Raw genomic sequence first — 20,299 nt, forward strand, 5'->3', positions numbered from 1 at the left:
TTAGGCGACCAAAGCAGGCCGAAGGGCGTGTGGCAAGAAAAGGTTTAGGCGGCTGATTTCAAGTTGGGGCTCTCTGCATCTTGCATCGGTGGCCAAGGCCGCTGTGCCTCCGCCTTGATCCAAGCGGCAATCCATCCGGGACAGGTAGGTGAGGTCGGATCCTGACCCATGGCGGCCAGCACCCTGTGGGGTGGTACAATCCCGTTCTTGTCGGTCACAGCGGATCGGTACAGCACGTGGCTCGCGCATTCTCCGTCCGGTTTCCACATTGACTGTTCGAGATAGGTGAACTTGTCATCCCAGCACACGGCACGGCTGCGCATCTCGAACTTCTGAAAGGCGTGCAATCGGCGGCGATAGCGCACGGAAGAGCCCGCCATGGTCATGCCCCAGCGCTTGGCTTTCAGAACCTCGACCAGCCCGGCGCGCTGGCCAAGGCCAAGACGTCCAAGATCATAGAGCGTCAAGGCGCGCCCGTTGTTCAACTCCATGAAACCATCAAGGTCCCAAGGCCACACGCGGTGTTGCGAGATGTGCATATCGGTCATCCCCAGCGGCTGCTGTTGGCGGACTTTGATCATTTCTTTGGCAAGGCGAACGAATGGAAACATGGGTTGGCACTCCTTGTCTTGTAGTTGCGGCGTTGCAGCGGAAATTCAATGGGTTCTCAGCGTGACCTTGCGCCACATGGGAGTACGGCCTACGTCTTGGCCCGGAACAACGAAGGAAACCGCCCATGCTGGTGATCTATCAATTGCTCGATCTGGTCCTAAGCGTCGTCTACGTGATCATGATCGTCCACATCATCATGAGTTGGTTGATCAACTTCCAGGTGCTGAACATGCATCAGCCACTGGTTGGTCAGATATGGACCGGGCTGAACAAGTTGCTTGAACCGATCTATCAGCCGATCCGCAGGTTCATGCCGGACACGCATCCGCTGGACCTGGCGCCGCTTGTGGCATTTATCATCGTAATTGCATTGCGCAGCATCATCCTGCCTGCGATCTTCTTCTGATCCCCCTTGTTCACGGCCTGTTAAAATGTGAGTCTGTATCCAACGAGCAGACTACATAAAATTTGACAGGGTTTCGGACATGGCCAGCGCTGCCACGCTGCTAGGGGAGGTGTTTGGGTTCGACGGCTTCCGCCCCGGGCAGGAAGAGATTGTTGAGGCCGTAGCGGCGGGCGAAAATGCCCTTGCCATAATGCCCACAGGCGGCGGTAAGTCCCTTTGTTTTCAGTTGCCTGCATTGATGCGCGATGGGGTGACGGTAGTAATCTCACCGCTCATTGCTCTGATGCGCGATCAGGTTCGTGCGCTGCAAGAGGCGGGCGTGCACGCCGGTGCGCTGACCTCGGGCAACACGCCGGAAGAGACGGACGCCGTGTGGGAGGCGCTGGATCGGCGCGAACTCAAACTGCTCTACATCGCGCCGGAACGGCTGGCGGCAGGGTCCTCTATCGGCATGCTGCGCCGGATCGGCGTCAGTCTGATCGCCGTAGACGAAGCGCATTGCGTCAGCCAATGGGGGCACGATTTCCGTCCCGACTACCTCCGTATTGGCGAGTTGCGGCGTGCCTTGGACGTGCCCTTGGCCGCCTTTACCGCGACCGCGGATGCCGAAACACAGGTCGAGATTATCGAGAAGCTGTTTGACGGGGGGCAGCCACGCACCTTCCTGCGCGGGTTCGACCGGCCCAACATCCATCTTGCCTTTGCCGCCAAGAATGGTCCGCGTACGCAGATTCTGAACTTTGCCGCCGCGCGCAAAGGACAGTCCGGAATCGTCTATTGTGGGACACGGGCCAAAACCGAAACGCTGGCGCAAGCCTTGCGCGAGGCGGGGCATGCCGCCATCCACTATCATGGCGGAATGGAGGCGGAAGACCGTCGCGTCGCGGAACGCCGGTTCCAGCAGGAGGATGGCTTGATTGTGGCGGCCACGGTCGCCTTTGGCATGGGCGTGGACAAGCCCGACATCCGTTGGGTCGCGCATGCCGATCTGCCCAAGTCCATCGAAGCATATTATCAGGAAATTGGGCGTGCGGGTCGCGACGGTGCTCCTGCCGAGACGCTGACCCTGTTTGGACCGGATGATATCAAACTGCGTCGATCACAAATCGACGAGGGGCTGGCCCCGCCCGAACGGCGCATGGCCGATCACGCCCGGCTGAACGCGCTTTTGGGTCTGGCCGAGGCTTTGGAGTGCCGCCGCAAGACGCTGCTGGGATATTTCGGTGAGGCAGAGGTGACCTGCGGCAAGTGCGATCTTTGCGACCAACCTGCAGAGTTGTTTGACGGTACAACAGCGGTCCGCAAGGCGCTGTCGGCCATGCTGCGCACCGAGGAATGGTTTGGCGCGGGGCATCTGATCGACATCCTGCTGGGGATTGAGACAGACAAGATCCGGCAGCGTGGTCATTCCAGCCTGCCGACCTACGGCGTGGGCAAGGAATATTCGAAACCGCAATGGCAGACGGTGTTTCGGCAGATGATGGGCCATGACCTCGTCCGGCCCGATCCTGATCGCTACGGCGCATTGCGCATGACGGATGCAGCCTTGCCTATCCTGCGGAACGAGGCGCAGATCACGCTGCGCAAGGATACGATCAAGGCGGCTGCGTCGCGTCGCCCGGCGGTCAAGTCCATGGTGTCTGAGGAAGATGCGCCGCTCTTGTCCGCACTCAAGGCCAAGCGCCGCGCTTTGGCTGAGGCGGCAAAGGTACCCGCCTATGTTATCTTTCCCGACCGCACCCTGATCGAAATGGCCGAGCGACGTCCCGCGAACCTTGATCAGATGGCGCAGGTCAATGGGGTGGGGGCCAAGAAGCTGGAGAAATTTGGGGCGGCCTTCCTTGAAGTGATCAACGGCGAAGCTGAAGCCGTGCACCCGTCACGTCGCAAGTTGGCGGGGCACAGTGCGGGTACGATCTTTGACCAATTGCTGGCGGTTCAGGCCGAACTGTCACGCGGTGAGGATGGGACAGACAAGCCGCTGAGTTGCTCTGCCTCACAATTGGCGAAGGTGGCGCAGTTGCGACCGGACGATGATGCGGGCCTTGAACGCTTGCTGGGTGATCGCAAAGCAGAACGTTTTGGTCCTGCATTTCTGGACGTGCTGCGGGCGGCGGGCTAGATCAGCCGAGACGAGGATGAGGGGGCAGACATGCTTGTGGTGATTTCCCCGGCCAAACGGCTGGATTGGGCAGAGCGGGACGTTGAAATGACGACCCCAGCCATGCAGAACGATGCAGTGCGTTTGGCGCGTACGGCGCGCAATCTGACACTGGGCAAGCTCAAGTCCTTGATGGACCTCAGTGACGGTCTGGCCCGTCTGAACCGCGACCGGTTCCTGGCATTTGCTGAGGACCCCAACGCAGAAACAATTCGCCCGGCCATGCTCGCCTTTGCCGGCGATACTTATCAGGGCCTGGACGCCGCGACGTTGTCTGCAGATGACACTGCATATGCGCAGGATCATTTGCGCATTCTTTCGGGGCTCTATGGCCTGCTGCGCCCGCTTGACGCGATCCAACCCTACCGTCTCGAGATGGGCAGCCGCCTCAAGACCCGTCGGGGCGCCTCGCTATATGACTATTGGCGGACCGATCTGGCCAAGGCACTGAACGCGCAAGCTGAAGAAACGGGTGCCGACATGCTCGTGAACTGTGCGAGCCAAGAGTATTTCGGCGCCGTCCCGGAAAAGACGCTGAAGCCCCAACTGATCACGCCCGCGTTCATGGAGGACAAGGGGCAGGGGCCAAAGATCGTCAGCTTCTTTGCCAAGCGGGCGCGTGGTGCTATGGCGCGGCACATTATCCAAAACCAGATCACGGACGTGGACGGCGTGCACAGCTTTGCGACGGATGGGTATGTGTATCAACCTGACCTGTCGACATATGCCAAACCGGTTTTTGTTCGGCCCTACCCAACAAACTAGGCCGCGCCTTCCTCGGGAACTTCGCCGAAGGGAGGTGTGACCCCTTCTGGGCACATCTCGTGCAGCATGCCGTGGATTTCAGGCTTGCGCAGGGGTTTGGTCAGGTAGTGATCCAACCCCGCTTCCAAAATCCCCTTGTCGTCGCCATCCATTGCGTGTGCGGTGAGCGCCACGATGGGCACATGGCCACCGATCTTTTTCTCCTTTGCGCGGATTGTTTCGGTTGCTTCTTTGCCGTCCATCTTGGGCATGGAGATGTCCATGAATATCAAATCCGGGGACATCCTTTCGAACATCTCGACCGCTTCGAGCCCATTGTTCGCAAAGTGCAGGTCGATATCCGCATCCTTGACCATCTTGCCAAAGACAAGCTGGTTGGTCTTGTTGTCCTCGGCCGCCAGCACGACCATCCGTCGGGTTTCAGTCGGAGCAGGCGATGCACCATTTGCACCGATCACCGGGCCGACGCTTTCAAGTCGGGCAAACAGGTCAGCACGGGGTACGGGTTTTTGCATAATGGCATGTAGGTGCTTGGCACCTGGATCATTGGTGGCAAAGCTTGGATTTGAGCTGAGCAACAGGATCGGCGTGGTCACACCCGTCGTCCGCACCGCTTCAGCCAGCTCCAATCCGTCCATGTCGGGCATGTTGTGATCTGTCAGGATCAGATCGATGTCGGTCAACTGTTCAAGCGCCTCTGCACCGGACGCACAGCACACAACACCGAGACCCAGCTGTTCCAACTGACGCTGCAGGATCGTCCGATTTGCTTCGATGTCATCAACAACCATGACACGCCGCAGCCCTTCGGGCACCGGGGGATGCTCGGGCAGCTTCGCCTCGCTTAGCTTGAGAGGAATGCGGAATCCAAAGACAGACCCGATTCCCTCTTCACTGCTGACCCAGACCTCGCCCTCCATCAGCGACACAAGTCGTTGCGAGATGGCAAGGCCCAACCCTGTGCCGTCAAACTGGCGATTGCGTTCATTTTCGACCTGATTGAACTCGCCAAAGATGTGGTCGATCTTGTCTTCGGGAATACCGATGCCCGTATCCTCGATTACGATCGTGACGTCGGCATGTCCGTTTTCCAGATCGGGCACACCAGTCACGCGCACCAGCACGTGGCCTTCGCCCGTGAATTTGACGGCATTGCCCATCAGGTTGGTCAGAACTTGCCGGATGCGGCCGGGGTCACCCACATACATGGTGGGCAGGAACAGGTCATAATCCAGCAGGAGGGTCAGCCCCTTGTCGCGGGCTGATGGCTGCAGCAGCATAATGATTTCATGAATGCTGCGTTCGAGATCGAAGGGCTCAAGATGCAATTGCAACTTCTGAGCCTCGATCTTCGAATAGTCGAGAACGTCATTGATGATGACCAAAAGCGCCTCGCCCGAGTTCTTGATCGTGTCGACATAAAGCTGCTGTTCCTCGCTTAGCCCTGTGTCCCCTAACAGCTCTGCCATGCCGACGACGCCGTTCATCGGGGTGCGGATCTCGTGGCTCATATTGGCAAGGAATGCGGACTTGGCGCGGCTGGCCGCTTCCGCCTCGGTCCGGGCGGTCTTGAGTTCTTGTTGGTAGCGCACGGATTCCGTGATGTTAAGGCCGAGGGAAACGATATCACCGCCCTGTCCGCGTCGGTCGACCAGTTTGATGTATTGGTTGTTCCAGAGCCGTACCGTCACCGGGTCAGGTTGCGGCTGCATCCACCTGTCCAGCATCTTCTGGCGCCAGGCCTGAGCGTCCACCCCTTCGGTATTCACGATACCTTCGTCCGTCAGCACTTGCAGGATGGTGACATAGTTCACGCCGGGTCGAATGGTGTCGATGTTGTCAAAGATCGCCAGGTAGCTTGCGTTCGCAGCGATCATCTGGTTGTCCGAGTTGAAGAAGGCGAAACCGTCCGTAATCGTCTGCACCGAATGCCAAAGGCGGCGTTCGGCGATCTGGACTTTCTGGTTGGCTTGACCAAGCTCGGTTTTGACGCGCTCATTCTCTGTCTTGACCGTTGCCACCTCGGCCCGGGTTTCAACGATTTCTCCCTGCAAGGCGGCGGCGTGTTTACCCAGCTTGCGGTTCGCGGCTGACAGTTCGGCTTCCTTCAGCTCGAGCAAACGTTCTGCGGCCAGACGGCCGCGCCGCTCTTCTGCCAATTTGTTTGCCAGACTCATACCAGTCCTCCACCACACAAGATTGCCACATCATATGTCACGCCGACGGTGAAGAACCGCTTAACTGCTTCGGTGGCCCGTTGCGCCGCTCGCATCGGGCGTGTCAGACTGACGGCATTCTTAAATTGAATTTGGGAGCGGCATCATGCGCCACGCGTTGGTTGGACTGTTTGCACTACTTTGGGCAGCGGCAGCGTGGGGGCAGGGCGCGATACCGGATGATCGGTACATCGTGACCCAGGATGTCGACTATCCTGGTGAGGATCGCACCTCTCTGTTCGATACAACCTTTGATGCCTGCGCGCGCGCCTGCAGTACGGATGATGCATGCATTGGCTTCACGTTCAACGATCGGTCAAACGCTTGTTTTCCCAAGGCGCAGATCAATGAAGAACAACCCTATGCCGGTGCGCGCTCGGCCAAGCGGATTGTCATATCTGACGATCTGAAAACGGCGGCTGCGCGCCGCGCCACTGCGTTGGATTTGCCTCAGGCCGATTTTGATGAGGCACGCGGATTGGCATCCGACATCGGTTTGCGCTTTACCCAGTCAGGTCAGACGTTGGACGTGTCGCTGACGGCCTCCCGCGCTGCGTGGGATCGTGGGGACAGGGCTGCAGCCCTGCGCTGGACGGGAGTGGCAGTTGCATTGACGGATGCGCCAGACCTGTGGACACGCTACGCATACATCGCACTGCGCCAGGGCGATGATGTGCCGTCAGGCCCGCGTCGCAGCGCCCGGCAAGCTGCCGTGCCTGCTGCCTTGAACGGCTACTTGCGTGCTGACACCCCAGGTGGTCAGGTGAGCGCCTTGCAAACCCTTGCAGATGCTTTGGAACGCAACGGGCGGGGACGAGATACGATCCGAGCCTTGCGTCTGGCCCAAAGTATCCAGCCGCGCGATGACGTGGGCCGGGTGTTGGATGAAGTGATCGCGAAATACGGTTTCCGTGTCGTCGAACATCAGGTGGACAATGACAGCGCGGCCCCCCGCATTTGCGCCACCTTCTCGGAACCTTTGGTACAGAGCGGCGTGGATTACGAGCCGTTCGTGCGTATGGCGACACCCGGTCTGGTCGTTGCTGCAGATGGACGCGACCTGTGCATCGACGGGGTGCGGCACGGAGAGCGGTACAGCGTCACATTCCGCTCCGGCCTTCCAGCCGAAAGCGGAGAGGTGCTGGCCAAGGACGTGTCGCTGAACCTCTATGTCCGCGACCGCACGGCGGTCGTCCGCTTTCCGGGGCGAGGTTACGTTCTGGCCCGCGGGGCTGGGGCAAGCATCCCCATCGAGACGGTGAATGTGAACGAGGTTGATCTCGTGCTCAGCCGGGTCAGTGACCGCAATCTTGTCCAATCCCTGCGCCGCGATTTCTTTGGTCGTCCATTGTCACAATGGCAGGCTGAACAGTTCAATTCGGATATCGCGCAGGAAATCTGGCGCGGCACGGGCGAGGTGCAGAACGACCTTAATACCGAAATGCGCACGCGCCTTCCTCTGGATGAGGCGTTGGGCGACCAGCCTCCCGGCGTCTACGTCCTGTCTGCACGCGAACAGGGGCGTGATGGTTATGACGTTGTGGCCGCAACGCAGTGGTTTGTGCTGTCTGATCTGGGGCTCAGCACGTGGCAGGGGAATGACGGACTGACAGCCTCGGTCCGCGCGCTCAGCGATGCGGGTGCCGTGGATGGGGCAAAGGTGCGGCTGATTTCTCAGGCAAATGCCGTGCTGGGTGAGGCGCAGACAGACGGCGATGGGTTCGTGCAATTTGATGCAGGCCTGACCCGTGGAACAGGTGCCGCGCGTCCGGCCATCGTGCAGGTCGAAACAGCGGATGATTTCGCGTTCCTGCCGCTGACAGACCCGGCCTTTGACCTGTCTGATCGCGGAGTTGAGGGACGCCCACCTGCACCGCCCATCGACCTGTTTGTGACGACGGATCGCGGCGCCTATCGCCCCGGCGCCACTATCTACCTGACAGCGCTGGCGCGTGACGACAAAGCGCGAGCTATCGATGGCTTGCCGCTGACCGTCATTCTCAGCCGCCCGGATGGTGTCGAATACAGCCGAACGGTAAGTTCCAACGGACAAAGCGGCGGCCACGTCGCGTCGCTGCCACTTGGACCAACAGTGCCGCGCGGGACGTGGCGGATCGAGGTGAAGGGCGATCTGAAGGCGCCCGCGCTCGCCACCGAAACCGTGCTGGTCGAGGATTTCATCCCTGACCGTATCGATGTGACGCTGACGGCTGACGACGCACCGCTCGACCTTGATACCCCCGCAATCGTGGATGTGGACGCGCAATACCTGTTTGGTGCGCCCGGTGCAGATCTGGCGGTCGAAGGCGATATTCAGGTGCGGCAACGCACCGGACTCGCGGCGCATCCCGGATATCTATTTGGTCGGCATGACGCGGCTTTCTCTCCACAACGTCGCTACGTGCAGGGCGGGCGCACGGATGCGGAGGGTCGGTCCTACCTGTCCTTGCCTTGGCCAGAGGTAGAAGCTGATGACGTGCTGCTCGAAGCCGTGGCGACTGTCCGCGTGTCCGACAGTGGCGGCCGCCCGGTTGAGCGCAGCCTGACCCGCCCCATCGCGCCTGAAGGTACGGTGATCGGGATCAAGCCCGCTTTCGACGATGTCCTGCCCGAAGGCGGCAGCGCCGATTTCGAAGTGATCGCAGTGGATGCACCCGCCGACCTGCCGGTGCAGTGGACAGTCAACAAGATCGAAACGCGGTACCAATGGTACCAGTTGAATGGCAACTGGAACTGGGAACCGATCACGCGCCGTATCCGCGTGTCTCAAGGCGCTGCGGTTCTTGGCGATATACCGGTTCAGATCAGCACACCAACCGAATGGGGCGATTACGAGCTGGTCGTCGAAAGCACGCAAGAGGCCTATACAGCCAGCTCGGTTGCATTCGCGTCCGGCTGGTATGGCGCCGCAGACAGCAGCGCGACCCCGGATCGCCTAACGCTGTCACTCGATGCCGAGAACTATCGGGTTGGCGATACCGCGCAACTGCGGATCGTGCCGCCCCACGACGGCGTGGCGCTTGTATCCGTCCTGTCCGGCAACGTGATCTCGCGGCAGGCCATCCCTGTGCACGCGGGCGAAACGGTGATCCCGCTTGAGGTGACGGAAGGTTGGGGCACAGGCGCCTATGTCACCGCGTCAGTCTTGCGCACTGGCCTGTCCAGTAATCCCGGCCCGGCCCGCGTGCTCGGACTGGCCCATGCCGCCATTGATCCAGAGGACAAAGCACTGACTGTGGCCATCGACGCCCCGGAAGAGGTGGGTGGCCAAGAAGGACAGACCGAGGTGGCAGTGCGTGTCGATGGACTTGAAGGGGCCGACGGCTTTGTCACCCTCGCTGCTGTCGATGTCGGTATCCTGAACCTGACGGGCTTCGAAGCACCGGACCCCCAGGGACACTATTTCGGCCAGCGCCGTCTTGGCGTTGACTTGCGCGACGTCTATGGCCGCTTGATCGACGGTCAAAGCGGTGCGCTGGGCACGGTCCGTTCCGGCGGGGATGCAGGCAGCGCCATGCAGCGGCAAAGCCCACCCCCGACCGAGGCGGTCATGGCGGCCTTCTCTGGCCCTGTGCCCGTGGATGCCAACGGCGTTGCCAACGTCACGATCCCACGTCCGAACTTCAACGGCACCATCCGGCTAATGGCTGTGGCTTGGTCGGACAAAGGCGTCGGACAAGCCGCTTCCGACCTCATCGCGCGCGACCCCGTTGTGATCTCGGCGGCCTTGCCGCGCTTCCTTGCCCCGGGGGACCAAAGCCGCGTACAGTTTGAATTCGTGCACGCCGCAGGTGTATCGGGTGTGATGCCTTTGGAAGTGTCAGGCAGCGGCCTATCGGTCGGAACAGCACCACAAACCATTGACCTGGCCGACAACGGCACCGTCCGCGTCTCTCTGCCCCTCACCGCACAAGAGATCGGAGATCACAGCATCGACGTGGCGTTGACCACACCCGGTGGCACGGTCCTGACAAAGTCACTCACACTTGGCGTCCGCGCCAACGACCCCACCATCGCCATCACTCAACGCCTGGAACTGGCAGCGGGCGACGCGCTCACCTTCGACGACAATGTCTTTACCAATCTCCGGCCCGACAGCGCGCGGGCGACACTGGCAGCGGGACCGCTCGCCCGGTTCGATATGCCAGGGCTGATCGGGCAGCTTGACCGGTATCCCTACGGCTGTACCGAGCAGGTCACATCGGCGGCACTGCCGCTTCTTTATCTGCCGCGCACGGCGCGGGCGGCGGGTCTGACGGATGTCGACCAGCGGATCACGACGGCCATCAATCGCGTCCTGACCCGACAGGCCAGCAACGGGGCATTTGGTCTCTGGCGGGCGCAGTCGGGGGATTTCTGGCTGGATGCCTACGTCACCGATTTCCTCCTGCGAGCAAGTGATCAGGGGCACGAGGTGCCAGAGCGCGCCTTGCGGCTCGCCCTCGACAACCTGCGCAATCGGATCAACTACGCACCCGATTTCGATACAGGGGGCGAAGACATCGCCTACGCCCTCATGGTGCTGGCCCGCGCAGGATCGGCATCGATTGGCGATCTGCGTTACTACGCCGATACCAAAGCCGAGGCGTTCTCGACCCCGCTGGCCCGTGCACAACTGGGCGCGGCACTTGCCAGCTACGGTGAACAAACCCGTGCTGACCGGCTCTTCGGTCTGGCGCAGGACCTGGCGCTGCGGAACAACACGGACACCGGCCTGTGGCGTGCTGACTACGGCACATCTTTGCGCGATGCGGCGGGGCTGCTGCATCTGGCGGCAGAGGCCGGCAGCACCCGTGTCGATCAATCACGCCTTGCTGCAACGGTGACGACGGGCCATGCGGGGTACTCCACCCAAGAGGCGGCTCAGCTCCTTATGGCTGCGCAAGTGTTGCGCGACGGGACAGGCACCGGTGCTTTCCGTGGATGACACACCGGTGTCCGGCCCCGTGGTTCAAAGCCGCGCGTTGGGCGATACCTCATCGATCATTCGCAACGTTTCGGGCCAGCTACAGGATGTGACACTCACCACCTACGGCGTGCCGGTCACTCCGCCCGAGGCGGGAGGCTACGGCTACAGCATCACACGCGAAGCGTTTACGCTTGAGGGGGGCATTGCCGAAGGACCGTGGACCATCGGAGAACGGCGGGTGATCGTGCTAGCGGTCACACCGTTTGAAAAAGTCGATCCCCGCTGATAGTGGATGATCCACTTCCAGCGGGGATCGAGATCGACAACCCCAACCTGATCCGGTCGGGCGACGTGGCGGGCCTTGAATGGTTGGAGACAGCCAACACCGAACACGCCGAATTCCGCTCCGATCGCTTCCTTGCTGCGGTGAACCACACGGGGGCAGAGACATTCCGTCTTGCCTATATTGCCCGCGCTGTCAGCCCCGGCGATTTCCACCACCCCGCAGCGTTGGTTGAGGATATGTACCGCGCTGAATACCGTGCGGTGACGGGCACAGGCCGTACGGTTGTGACCGAGTGAAACGGCCACACCGTCCCCTGTTCGCCCTCGCGGGCGCCATGCTGGCTGTCGCCAGCCTGCATGACGCGTGGGATGCGTGGGTGGACCGGACAGTGCTGCCCACGACATTGGCCGAGACATCGGTAGAGATGCGCGACAGACACGGTCACCTGATGCGCGCCTTTGCGGTCGAGGACGGGCGTATCCGGCTGGCGGTCCCCCGCGGTGGCGTTGACCAGCGTTTGACCGACATGTTGATCGCCTATGAGGACAAGAGGTTCCGCACCCACAACGGTGTAGATGGTCGTGCCATGGCACGCGCGGTGGCGCAGGCTTTTTGGTCGGGTCACGTTGTCTCTGGCGGATCAACACTGACGATGCAGGTGGCCCGTCTGCTCGAAAACTCAGGCACTGGATCGGTCGGGGGTAAGCTGCGCCAGATGCGGGTGGCCTGGGCGCTGGAGCGGCGTCTGAGCAAAGACGATATCCTGCACCTCTACCTGCTACACGCCCCTTATGGCGGGCGGATCGAAGGGGTGCGCAGCGCCACATTCACATGGTTCGGCAAGGAACCCACACGTCTGACCGAAGCGGAAGCGGCCCTGCTCGTGGCGCTGCCGCAAGCGCCGGAGGCACGGCGCCCGGACCGCCATCCGGATACCGCTCAAGCCGCCCGAGACCGGGTGCTTGCCCGCGTCGGGGCGGGCCCGTCGCATACAAGCGTTCCAACACAGGCTCGTGCCTTGCCCCGGTTGGCCCCGCACCATGCGGACGCCTTGCGCGCCGCAGATCCCGATAAACAAAGGTTCGACACAACCCTGTCGACGGGGGTGCAAAAGAGCATGTCCAACCTTGCCCGCCTGCACGCGGCGGGTCAGGCGCGCGGTGTCTCTCTGGCGCTGATGGTAATGGATCACGAAAGCGGTGAGGTGCTGGCCCGCGTAGGCGCTCCGCATTATGCCGATACGGACGGCACACCGGGGTTCATCGACATGACACGGGCCAAGCGCAGCCCTGGCTCGACGCTAAAACCCCTGATCTATGCGCTGGCCTTTGACCGTGGCCTGGCCCACCCCGAAACAGTCTTTGCTGACCGACCCACGCGCTTTGGCCGCTACGCACCGCAGAACTTTGACGGGCTGTTCCGTGGCGACGTCACCGCCCGGCAGGCCCTGACCCTATCGCTCAACATTCCGCCCGTGGCTCTGACCGAGGCGCTTGGCCCGGAACGCCTGATGGCTGCGCTGCGCGCACTTGGGGCCAAACCCAAGCTGCCGGGCGGGCAGGCGGGGCTTGCCGTGGCGCTGGGTGGCGTGGGCCTCAGTCTGGAAGGCCTTGTAACTGTCTACAGCCACCTTGCCTCGGGTCGCGCAAACACACTGATCGCGCCGCGCGCTGCATGGCAAGTTGGTGATATCTTGCGGAGGATTGCGCCGCCGCCCGGTGCGCCATCAGGGCTGGCCTATAAAACGGGCACCTCCTACGGGCACCGCGACGCATGGGCTATCGGGTTCGACGGACGGCATGTCATCGGCGTCTGGATGGGCCGGCCGGATGGCACGCCTGTGCCCGGCGCTTTCGGCGGCGCACATGCGGCCCCGATCCTGTTCGAGGCGTTTGGTCGCCTGAAGCCACAGCTTGCACCAGCCCCGCCACCACCGCCGGACACATTGCTGCTTGCAACTGCGGATTTGCCGCTGCCCCTTCAACGCTTTGGCGCACGGATGAACACGGGCGACGGACCAGAAATGGTCTTTCCGCCGGACGGCGCGCGGCTTGCGCAACGCGATGCGGTCGTAAAGGTTGCAGGCGGAGCATTGCCCCTGACCGTTCTGGTCAACGGGGCCGTGGTCGCCACAGGGGCACGAGACCGGCAAATCACTATCGGCGCACTGGACACAGGGTTTTCCGAAATAGCTGTGATCGACGCATCGGGCCGTTCAACCCGCGCCGCGGTCGAGGTCCGGCCCTAGCGCCGCCCCTCGCGCAGCCACGCGCCTATGATGAAACCGGACGCCAGCAGCAGAACCAGCCACGGGGGCAACAGCCCCATCTGGCGTACATCCTGCGTTTCATAAGCACCGCGCGGCGTGATCCCGATCCATCCACGCCCGCCAGCGGGCCGCCCTTCGCGCACTGTTCGAATGCGCGGCGTGCCGTCTTCCAGCCGCAGCACGCCACCACGTGTATCTTCCACCCGTGGTCCAAGCAGATCAGCGGTCGCAATTGTCGCCTCAAACTCCTTTGGGGCCGCAGGACCCAAGCCAATGACGGTTTCGGCGTCGCCGTTCTCAAGACGGTAAAGACCGATATCCGGCCCCTCGTACCGCGTCTCGAACCGGCCCGGGCTGACTTCGGTCATCTCCAGTTCCACCATATTGCCGGACGGGTCGGTGATGGTCACTGGCGGCACGGTATCGGACAGCGTGCGCCGCTCGATCCGCATGGATTGGCCCGTTGCGGTGGCGGTCAGGGCCTCTTCCTCAAGCTCGGGTTCCTTCATCATCCAGTGGGCCAGACGGCGCAGCAGTTCCAACTGCGGCCCGCCGCCTTCGTACCCACGGTTCCACAACCACGCATGATCCGATGCCAGCAGCGCCACCCGGCCTTCTTCCACACGATCAAGGATCAGAAGGGGCCGTTCGTCCACACCTTCCATCACCACGCTGCCGGACTCGGCGGCCACATCAATCTGGCGCAACCAACGGCCCCAATCCCCTGCGGCAGGCAGGCCCGTGGTCACAGGGTGCTTCTGTCCCAGCTCGGACACTTGCGGGCGAAACGCCTCCTCCAGCACGCGGGCCGAGGGTTGGGCCGGCATCACCGACCCAAGGGGTGAGCGATAAAGACTGTCGGCACTGGCAAAATCCGGTCCCGCCGCCACCAGCACCGCGCCTCCGTCACGCACGTACCGCGCTACATTGTCGAGGTAGAGGGCAGGCAGGATGCCTCGCCTCTTGTACCGGTCAAAGATGATCAGATCGAAATCATCGATCTTCTCGAGAAACAACTCGCGAGTCGGGAAGGCGATCAGGGACAGCTCACCCACCGGCACACCATCCTGCTTTTCAGGCGGTCGCAGAATGGTGAAATGGACTAAATCGACAGAACTGTCCGATTTCAAAAGGTTGCGCCATGTGCGCCCCCCGGCATGGGGTTCACCCGACACCAGCAACACGCGCAGCCGGTCGCGCACGCCGTTGATCTGAATCAGGGCGGTGTTGTTGCGATCCGTCAGCTCTTCGTCCGCTTCGGGGACGGTGAACTGGATCACGTTGCGACCACCGTGGGGCAGACTGATGGGGAGTTCGAAGTCTTCGCCGGTGCGCACGTTGAAGCGCTGCGGCGGCGCCCCGTCGACCGAGATATCAAGCGGGGCAAGCCCGACATCAGGGGGCACAGCACCCATATCCTCGATCCGCAAGGTCAGCGTGACCGGCTCACCAATGATGGCAAAGGCCGGGGCGTTCTTGACCAGCAAGCGGCGGTCCCAATCCGTCTCACGCCCCGTCAGCAGCAGGTGCAGGGGGGCGGGCAGATCAAGGGGCAGGTCAGCGTCATGCACTTGCCCGTCGCTGAGCGCGATCAGGCCTGCAACACGGGCGCGCGGTTCTTCGGCCAGCGCGTCAGACAGGGCGGTCATCAGGCGGGTGCCTGCGTCTTCCTCTCCATCCGGGACGGTGACACGGCGTACCTCGGTGCCTTCGCGGGCGGACAGGGCCGCTTCGATTGCATCTGCGGCGGATGTCGTTTGATCAGGGCGATCCCGCAGCCTTTGGCTGGCACTTTCATCTTCGGCGACGATGACAATGTCGGACAGAGGCGCGCGGTCCTCTTGTTGCAACGATGGTCCCGCCAATGCTGCGAGCACAACAAGGGCTACCATACCGCGCAAAGCCCAGCCGTTCAGACCGCGCATCAGGGCCAGGACAACCCCGGCAATCGCCAAGACAGCAACAATAGCCAGCACAGGCCAAGGCAGCAGCGGATCAAACAATACCGTTCCGGTCATTGGCCCAACCGATCCAGCAGGGCAGGCACATGGACCTGATCGCTTTTGTAGTTGCCGGTCAGCACGTGCATGACCAGGTTCACACCAAAGCGGTAGGCCAGCTCGCGCTGCCGTTCGCCGCCAAAGCCACGGCCCACGGGTAGCATGGCTTGCCCGCTTGATGTTACCGCCCAGGCCGAGGCCCAATCATTGCCGCCGATGACCACCGGGGTCACGCCGTCGTTGAGATTGCGGAAGGGCATGCCCTCGACTTGCTCAGCCCCGGGTGGGGCCGCCTCGACCCAGACCTCTCCGTTCAAGTGACGACCGGGGAAATCCTGCAATAGGTAGAATGTGCGGGTCAGAACGTGGTCACGCGGCACTGGTTCAAGCGCCGGTATGTCGAGGGGGGCTGCCAAATCCTGCAGCTTGCGTCCGTTCGGGGTCGAGCCGCCAAAGCCCGCCACATCGCCGTCACGGGTGTCGAACAGGATCAAACCGCCGGACCGTAGATAGTCGTTCAGCTTGACATACGCCTCTTGTGAGGGACGGGGCTGATCCGGTGTGATGGGCCAGTATAGGATCGGAAAAAAGGCCAGTTCGTCCGTTTCCAGATCGACGGCGAAAGGCGTAGCGGGTTCAACCGATGTGCGGAAGAATAATGTGTCCGACAGACCGCGCAGACCGGCCTGCGCCACCTCGTCCACCTCTCCGTTTCCAGTTACGACATGGGCCAGCACAACCTCAGCCGCCGCTGCCACCTCGTCCGCTGGTTCATTCTGTGCCCGCGCGATGGGAGCATTGAAAGCCAACAGCATCGCGGCCCCAATCAGGGTCGCTGCAGTCGCCCGCACGCGACCCGTCAAACGGCCTGATAGAGCGAGAGAGGCCAACACATCTGCCAGCAAAAACCCGATAGCGGCTGCCAAAAGCAACCCACCCAAGGGGCGTTCTGGCGCTGCGGTCAGGCCTGAGACGGGAACATCGGCAGGCCATGTGGCGGCCTGCAATGTGGCGTCGGCCGTCAGCACGTTACGGGCCAATGCCCGGTCGCTCGAGATGTAGACACCGGGCAACAGGTTTGGCCCCGTCGGATTGCTTACAAGTGCGGGCCCGGGCACGCCGGGCATTGCACCCGCATCGCGTAATGTCCCAAAACCATCCATAACCACCTCCGGCGTCCAGATCGTGCCTTCCAGGTCGCCGGCCTCAGGCGATGATGTGGTGGCGGAGACCGCCAAACGTTCGAGCATTTCAACAAACAGTCCCGACAGGGGCAATGACGACCATTCGGCATTCGCGGTGACGTGGAACAGAACGATCTGACCCTGACCTTCGCGCTTGCGCGTGACCAAGGGCGTTCCGTCGCTCAGCTCGGCAATCACGCTTTCAGCGAGCGTTGGGTCAGGCTGGGCCACGACCTGCGCAGTGATTGCGACATCATCGGGCACTGACAGGCCAAAGAAGGGTGAGTTCTCGCGGAAGGGTGCCAGCGTCTTGGGCGATCCCCAGCTCATGGCCCCTCCGACGCTACGGCCCCCGGCACGCAGACGCACCGGCATCAGCGGGTCCTGTTCGGTGCGGCTGATGTCGCTGGCCGCGACCCGCGGCCCCGCAAAGCGCAACAGTAGACCGCCCTGATCGACCCATTCAAGAATCGCCTGCGTTTCGCCATCCGACAGAGTGGCCACATCCGCCAATACAATCACATCCGGATTTGCGGGCAGCACATCGGTCAAAGCCCCACGCAACAGGTCCGCATTGGGCGCAAGCGCGCGTTCAAGGTAGTGCAGGGGCGACAACAGCTCCAACCCCTCGCGCCCTTCGCGGCCTGCGATCAGGGCAATCTCGCGGCGGCGCAAACTGTCATCGACCAGCGTAACAGCCCCGGCAGAGCGGGCATTGGCAATTTCGAAACGGGTGACGCGCGCACGCAATTCAGCAGGCAGTGACAGCGATGCGGTGGCCGTGGTGGCCCCGGTATCAAAGACGGCATTGGCCCGAGCGAGAATGGTCGCATTCCCCGCGGGGTCGCGGCCCTGCGCCAGAATGCCTACGGTGCGTTCAGGGCCATCATCGGCGCGTATCGCGGTCACTTCGACCAGACCGTCTGCATATGTGGCGGGCGTCAAAGCAGTGATGGTTGTCGCGCTTTGCACAACCCGCACTGGTCCCCGCTCCTGCAAGACGGACAGCAGATCAGGACGGGCAGGGTAGTTGAGCGCATCGCTGAACCACACCGTTTCAAAACTGCCTTCAGGCAACAAAGCTGCAATCTCGGCAGCATCTGCGGGCTGCCATGGTGATGGTGCCAGACCGGGCAGCGTTGCAGTCAGCACATTCGCAGCCCGGAAGACGGGTTGTTCAGGATCGGCAAGGTCCAACAGGGCCACTTGTCGCCCGTTTGCACCGGCTCGGCGCATCTCGGCATCCAGTGCCTCAACCAGTCGCGGCCAGCGCGCCGCACCGGCCCAACTACCATCTATTGCAACCAGCAGGGGGCCATCGCCCGCCGTTCCATCGTCTTCAGGGTTCAGCACCGGCCCGGCAAGGCCGATGATCATCGCGGCCACGGCCAGCATCCGGATCAGCAGCAGCCACCACGGGGTACGATCCGACACGGACTCGTCATCCTGCAACCCCAGAAGCAGTGCCACGCCCGGAAAGCGCTGGCGGATCGGGGCGGGTGGGATCGCGCGCAGGATCAGCCACAGGATCGGTAGCGCGATCAACGCGACCAGCAACCATGGGGCAGCAAAGCCGATGGGTCCAAACACGGTCATGTCCGCGCCCGCCCGCCATCCAGCGCGCGCCATAGCCACAACAGGCCGGATTGTGCGGGTGTGTCGGTGTGGTGCAGCCCGTATTGCCAGCCCGCAACGGAACACAGATGCTGCAATTCGGCCTTCCGTTCGGCAAGGCGCTCCAGATACCTCCCCTTCAGATCAGACGCCTTGAGTGTTTCATGTTCCAGCGTCCCACCCACGCTTTCAAAGATGGTGCGCCCCCGAAAGGGGAACGCCTCTTCCGCTGGATCAAGGACATGCAGCAGCACGCCACGCACACCCCGGTCGGCGGCTTTCGTCAGCGCGGTTTTGACGTCGTCGATATTGCCCATGAAGTCCGAGATGAACACGGCGCGGGCGTGCGGGATCATTGCCCGGTGTTCCGGAGGGGCATAATCTTCGTTTGCATCCTCGGTAAACATTTCGGCCAGGCGCAGCACCTGCGTGTTGCCTCGGCGCGGCGGCAGGCTGGTCCCGGTCAGGCCCACACGCTCTCCGCCCCGGATCAGAAGGATCGCGGTGGCCAAGCCCAGAACGCGGGCGCGTTCGGCTTTAGTTGGCAAATCGTTGTTTGAGGCAAAGCGCATCGCTGCCCCCTGATCGACCCACAGCATCACGGATTGCGCAATCTGCCACTCGCGTTCGCGCACGAACTGCACATCACCCATGGCACTGCGGCGGTGGTCGATCAACCGGCGGCTGTCGCCGATCTGGGCCGGTCTGTATTGCCAGAAATCGTCACCCATCCCCGCACGACGCCGACCGTGGTCGCCCAACAGAACGGCGCCCGCCAACTGCTCGGCCCGGGCCAGCAGCGCAGGCAGCCGGGCCGCTTGCGTTTCGGCCTTTTCGCGCAGGGCGAGGGGTGTGATCACGCGGCGGCTTCCTTGCGGCTGAGACCGGCGGCGGTCTCTTCGATCAGGTCAGACAGGCTGTCGCCACGGGCACGGGCGGCAAAGTTCAGAGCCATCCGGTGGATCAGAACAGGGCGGGCCATGTCGATGACATCTTCCGCCGAGGGGGCCAGGCGACCCTGCAAAAGCGCGCGGGCGCGGACGGCCAGCATCAAGGCTTGGGCCGCACGGGGGCCGGGCCCCCAGGCGACCGTCTCGCGTACCTTGTCGGACGCATCGGCCTCACCCGGCCGGAAGGCTCGCACCAGGTCCAGGATCATCTCGACCACGCTGTCGCCCACAGGCATCCTGCGCAGCAAGGTTTGGGCCGCCAGCAATTCTTCGCCGGTGAATACGGCGGTTGATTGCGCGTCCTCTGTCCCGGTGGTGGCAATCAGGATATCTTTTTCTGTCTCGCGGTCGGGATAGAGCACATCGATCTGGACAAGGAAGCGGTCCAACTGCGCTTCGGGCAGGGGGTAGGTGCCTTCCTGCTCGATCGGGTTCTGCGTTGCTAGCACGTGGAAGGGTGTCCCCAGGGGACGGTCCTGTCCTGCGACGGTCACAGTCTTTTCCTGCATGGCCTGCAACAGGGCGGACTGGGTCCGGGGCGAAGCACGGTTGATCTCATCTGCCATCAAAAGCTGGCAGAACACCGGACCCGGTACAAAGCGGAAAGCACGTGTCCCATCCTCGGCCGTGTCCAGAACTTCCGATCCCAGAATGTCCGCTGGCATCAGGTCCGGGGTGAACTGGATGCGGTTGCCGTCCAGCCCCATGACCGTGCTGAGTGTCTCGACCAGACGTGTCTTGCCCAGACCGGGCAGACCGATCAGCAGGCCGTGGCCGCCGCACAGCAGCGCGGTCAAGGTCAGGTCCACGACCCGTTCCTGCCCGATGAAGCGCTTGGTGATCGAGGCCTTGGCCTCTGCCAGCTTGTTGCCCAGCGTCTCGATTTCGGCAACAAGGTCCTCTGCTTCGGTCATGACATCTCTTTCA

At 62.3% G+C, this 20,299-nt stretch carries 13 protein-coding genes; 7 read left to right on the plus strand and 6 right to left on the minus strand.

Features of this window, described 5'->3' with window-relative positions:
- Nucleotides 1-44 precede the first annotated feature (44 nt).
- Nucleotides 45-611 carry an acyl-CoA thioesterase gene (locus Q1A75_RS10235; RefSeq protein ID WP_299550757.1) on the minus strand — a complete coding sequence of 189 codons (567 nt, stop codon included), beginning with the start codon at nucleotides 609-611 and terminating at the stop codon, nucleotides 45-47.
- A gap of 125 nt (nucleotides 612-736) precedes the next feature.
- On the opposite strand from Q1A75_RS10235, the gene Q1A75_RS10240 reads away from it, so the two are divergent.
- The 3 genes from Q1A75_RS10240 to yaaA all read left to right on the plus strand — a co-directional run bounded on the left by Q1A75_RS10240 (nucleotide 737) and on the right by yaaA (nucleotide 3,944).
- Entirely contained in the window at nucleotides 737-1,018 is a 282-nt protein-coding gene (locus Q1A75_RS10240; RefSeq protein WP_299550759.1) for a YggT family protein, read from the plus strand.
- Between the two features lie 79 nt (nucleotides 1,019-1,097).
- Nucleotides 1,098-3,140, plus strand: coding sequence for a DNA helicase RecQ (gene recQ, locus Q1A75_RS10245; RefSeq protein WP_299550761.1), 2,043 nt, complete (start codon nucleotides 1,098-1,100; stop codon nucleotides 3,138-3,140).
- A gap of 30 nt (nucleotides 3,141-3,170) precedes the next feature.
- Nucleotides 3,171-3,944, plus strand: coding sequence for a peroxide stress protein YaaA (gene yaaA, locus Q1A75_RS10250; RefSeq protein WP_299550763.1), 774 nt, complete (start codon nucleotides 3,171-3,173; stop codon nucleotides 3,942-3,944).
- Here yaaA and Q1A75_RS10255 read toward each other — a convergent pair.
- Nucleotides 3,941-6,121 (minus strand): response regulator, encoded by a 2,181-nt coding sequence (locus Q1A75_RS10255; protein ID WP_299550765.1) that lies wholly within the window; start codon nucleotides 6,119-6,121, stop codon nucleotides 3,941-3,943. The two genes, yaaA and Q1A75_RS10255, sit on opposite strands and share 4 nt — an antisense overlap.
- Before the next feature lie 145 nt (nucleotides 6,122-6,266).
- Between Q1A75_RS10255 and Q1A75_RS10260 the strand changes: the two genes are divergently transcribed.
- From Q1A75_RS10260 to pbpC, 4 genes are read left to right on the plus strand one after another with little or no spacing between them, the layout of a single operon-like run.
- Nucleotides 6,267-11,087 (plus strand): alpha-2-macroglobulin family protein, encoded by a 4,821-nt coding sequence (locus Q1A75_RS10260; RefSeq protein WP_299550767.1) that lies wholly within the window; start codon nucleotides 6,267-6,269, stop codon nucleotides 11,085-11,087.
- Nucleotides 11,080-11,355 (plus strand): hypothetical protein, encoded by a 276-nt coding sequence (locus Q1A75_RS10265; RefSeq protein ID WP_299550769.1) that lies wholly within the window; start codon nucleotides 11,080-11,082, stop codon nucleotides 11,353-11,355. The genes Q1A75_RS10260 and Q1A75_RS10265 overlap by 8 nt, the downstream gene beginning before the upstream one ends.
- Before the next feature lie 2 nt (nucleotides 11,356-11,357).
- A complete protein-coding gene (locus tag Q1A75_RS10270; RefSeq protein ID WP_299550771.1) occupies nucleotides 11,358-11,651 on the plus strand; it encodes a hypothetical protein in 294 nt (97 codons plus the stop codon).
- Nucleotides 11,648-13,603: a penicillin-binding protein 1C gene (gene pbpC / locus Q1A75_RS10275; protein ID WP_366142197.1), complete on the plus strand. Its 1,956-nt coding sequence runs from the start codon at nucleotides 11,648-11,650 to the stop codon at nucleotides 13,601-13,603. Before Q1A75_RS10270 ends, pbpC begins: the two co-directional genes overlap by 4 nt.
- On the opposite strand, the gene Q1A75_RS10280 is transcribed toward pbpC, so the two are convergent.
- The 4 genes from Q1A75_RS10280 to Q1A75_RS10295 are packed head-to-tail and all read right to left on the minus strand — an operon-like array spanning nucleotide 13,600 to nucleotide 20,286.
- Nucleotides 13,600-15,642 carry a hypothetical protein gene (locus tag Q1A75_RS10280; protein ID WP_299550773.1) on the minus strand — a complete coding sequence of 681 codons (2,043 nt, stop codon included), beginning with the start codon at nucleotides 15,640-15,642 and terminating at the stop codon, nucleotides 13,600-13,602. The genes pbpC and Q1A75_RS10280 overlap by 4 nt on opposite strands.
- The gene (locus tag Q1A75_RS10285) at nucleotides 15,639-18,404 is read right to left on the minus strand and encodes a DUF4159 domain-containing protein (RefSeq protein WP_299550775.1); all 2,766 of its coding nucleotides are present in this window, start codon (nucleotides 18,402-18,404) and stop codon (nucleotides 15,639-15,641) included. Before Q1A75_RS10285 ends, Q1A75_RS10280 begins: the two co-directional genes overlap by 4 nt.
- Nucleotides 18,401-19,282 carry a DUF58 domain-containing protein gene (locus Q1A75_RS10290; RefSeq protein ID WP_299550777.1) on the minus strand — a complete coding sequence of 294 codons (882 nt, stop codon included), beginning with the start codon at nucleotides 19,280-19,282 and terminating at the stop codon, nucleotides 18,401-18,403. The genes Q1A75_RS10285 and Q1A75_RS10290 overlap by 4 nt, the downstream gene beginning before the upstream one ends.
- The gene (locus Q1A75_RS10295; RefSeq protein WP_299550779.1) at nucleotides 19,279-20,286 is read right to left on the minus strand and encodes a MoxR family ATPase; all 1,008 of its coding nucleotides are present in this window, start codon (nucleotides 20,284-20,286) and stop codon (nucleotides 19,279-19,281) included. The genes Q1A75_RS10290 and Q1A75_RS10295 overlap by 4 nt, the downstream gene beginning before the upstream one ends.
- Between the last annotated feature and the right edge of the window lie 13 nt (nucleotides 20,287-20,299).

Source organism: uncultured Tateyamaria sp. (genome assembly GCF_947504105.1).
In the GTDB taxonomy this organism is placed as follows: Bacteria; Pseudomonadota; Alphaproteobacteria; order Rhodobacterales; family Rhodobacteraceae; genus Tateyamaria.